Genomic DNA, 2,494 nt, shown 5'->3' with positions numbered 1-2,494 from the left:
GAGCAACGTATTTCTTTTTTGTGAACATTTGATAATTTAAGTAATCAGCTGAACAAGTCAGCTGGCACCTTCATCAAACGCCCACACTTATCGACTGTTAATTGTTAAAGAACTTATTCGGTACTGCCTTGCTGCGTTCTGCGAATCGTTTTGTTCGTCAGCAGCAGAGAGATGAGATTATGCAGTGTTTCGTTTGCGTCGTCAACTTCTTTTTTCCTACCTCGTTGCCGGTTGCAAACAAATCACGCATCTAACTACTTGATTACGTTAACGTTTTGCAGACAGCGCCGAAGCGGAGGCGAATTATAGCGAACCCTGTCTGCCGTCCGCAAGCCCTTTTTTGTGCGCTGCGGCGACAGGGTTCATTTGCATGATTAGAAGAAAATAATACCGCCCAGCGCGATGCCGTTCATCTTGTCGCGCGGACCAGCAAAGGCCTTCGAACGGGTCTGTCCCCCCTCGGCCACCAGAGTGATCGCACTGTTGACGGCGTAGTAGGCGCCCAGGGTGACATTGGTGTTCGATTTCAGGCCTCCGGTGCCGACCCCATCGTCGCCGTTCTTGCTGCGGCCATAACTGAGACCGACCTTGAGCTGGTCCGACACCTTGTACGTGCCCTGCACCAGGTAGTGAGTGCTGTACACCCGGCCCTGGTCGGCATCGGACAGGATGCCCAGCCCCCTGCCGCGCTGGAAGTTCACCAGTACACCCGCCTGTCCGTACTGGTACAGCGCGCCCAGTTCGAACGCGAGCATGGTCAGGCTCGGGGTGCCTGCCGCCAGGGGCTCGAAGCGCTGGCTCTTGGCGCCAAGCCAGGCCTTGATGTCGCCTTGCGTGAAAGTGAGCTGGGCCTGGAACTGCGGCGTCGATGTGGCTCGATAGGCGGAAGGGGCGACCACCGGCGTATCGTCGACCGGACTCATCAGGCCAAGATCGACGCTCAGTCCTGACCCCAGCTTCGGCGTCGTGTAGACGATCTGCCCGTAATGGTTGAGATAGGCATAGCCGGCGCCGATGTGGCCCAGCGCGACGCGCCCGCGCTGGGTCGCCTGCACGGGCGCGCCGACGCCCATCAGGGTCATGTCGTTGAGGATCGCATTCGCGCCGAAGATGCCGTAGTCGCGTCCCAGCTTGACGGTGCCGAGCCGTGCATCGCCGAAGGAAAAGAAGGCCTGGCGCACGTCCACTCCGCTGTTTTGCGCGATCGCGCTGTCGGTCGCCGTGTGGGCGTAGATGCCGATCAGCGCCTTGACATCGTAGCCGCCGAGCTGCGAGGTGGCGGAAGTGACCAGTCCGCTGGGCAGCAGGCCGTTGCCGATCGTTGTGCGGCTGTCCCTGCCGCCGCAGCCAAGTGCCTGGCCGCCCAGCGCCAGCCCGCCGACCTGGCCGCCGTCGCAGTCCACGAACGTATAGTAGGCGTTCACGTTACCGCCTACATTCACGGTCCAGTCTCCCGCCTTGATGTCGACCGCCAGCGCCGGCTGCATGCATGCGGCCAGCGCACCCAATACTGCTGTTGCCTGAAATTTCGAGACCCGCTTGTTCATCGCCGTCTCCTTGTCGGTTATGTGGAATGCATGAGTGATGCACCCGACAGCGATGGCAAATCTCGTGCCCAGCAGTTCACGGGGCGAAGGCGGCTGTGTATTCCCTCCTCATGTTCAGAAACTGATCAGTTCATGGTTCGTCCGGAGGTCAGCTGTGCCGTGCACTGAGCGGCGAACTCGACGGTAAGGAAGACGGCGGCTGGGCCCGCAGCAGCGCACATTCCTCGTCGCTGAACAGGCGCGAGCGGGTCAGGAAACGGCGGCCGGTGCCGTTATCGAGCGAGAACATGCCGCCATTGCCGGCGACCACATCGATGATCAATTGGGTATGCTCCCAGTAAGCGAACTGTTCGCTCCCCATGTAGAACGGGGTGTCGCCCAGCATGCCGAGCAGGACGTCGGTGTCGCTCAGGTTGAACTCGCCTGCGGGATAGCACATCGGCGCGCTGCCGTCGCAGCAGCCTCCGGACTGGAAGAACATCAGCGGGCCGTGACGGCGCCGCAATTCCTCGATGAATGCATGTGCCGCCGCCGTCGCGGTCACACGCTCGGGCGCAGTCGCCATTCGAAGCCTCCGATTCCGTATAAAAATGACTCCGGAACCGTAGCGGGTTCCGGAATCACGAGATGGGCCACTCAGAAGAAGCCGAGCGCCTTCGGGCTGTAGCTGACCAGGAGGTTCTTGGTCTGCTGATAGTGGTCGAGCATCATCTTGTGATTTTCGCGACCGATGCCTGACTGCTTATAGCCGCCGAACGCGGCGTGGGCCGGATACAGGTGGTAGCAGTTGGTCCAGACGCGGCCGGCCTGGATCGCCCGACCCATGCGGAAGGCACGCGAGGCGTCGCGCGTCCACAGCCCGGCGCCGAGACCGTACAAGGTGTCGTTGGCGATGCGCAGCGCGTCGGCCTCGTCTTTAAACGTCGTGACCGAGACCACCGGCCCGA

At 61.0% G+C, this 2,494-nt stretch carries 3 protein-coding genes; all 3 read right to left on the bottom strand.

The window, feature by feature from the left end; genetic code table 11:
- Positions 1-374 precede the first annotated feature (374 nt).
- Positions 375-1,547, bottom strand: coding sequence for a porin (locus C2862_RS24935; protein ID WP_229467598.1), 1,173 nt, complete (start codon positions 1,545-1,547; stop codon positions 375-377).
- 148 nt (positions 1,548-1,695) lie between these two features.
- Complete coding sequence (locus tag C2862_RS24930; protein ID WP_136223740.1) at positions 1,696-2,112, bottom strand: DUF779 domain-containing protein; 417 nt, start codon at positions 2,110-2,112, stop codon at positions 1,696-1,698.
- 71 nt (positions 2,113-2,183) lie between these two features.
- The coding region (locus C2862_RS24925) for an aldehyde dehydrogenase family protein (RefSeq protein ID WP_136223738.1) at positions 2,184-2,494 on the bottom strand (311 nt) is incomplete at its 5' end.

It is taken from the genome of Massilia sp. Mn16-1_5 (assembly GCF_004798585.1).
Classification (GTDB): domain Bacteria; phylum Pseudomonadota; class Gammaproteobacteria; order Burkholderiales; family Burkholderiaceae_D; genus Telluria.
The sequence above is the reverse complement of the archived record's forward strand: the minus strand, read 5'-3'. Positions and strand labels throughout refer to the sequence as shown.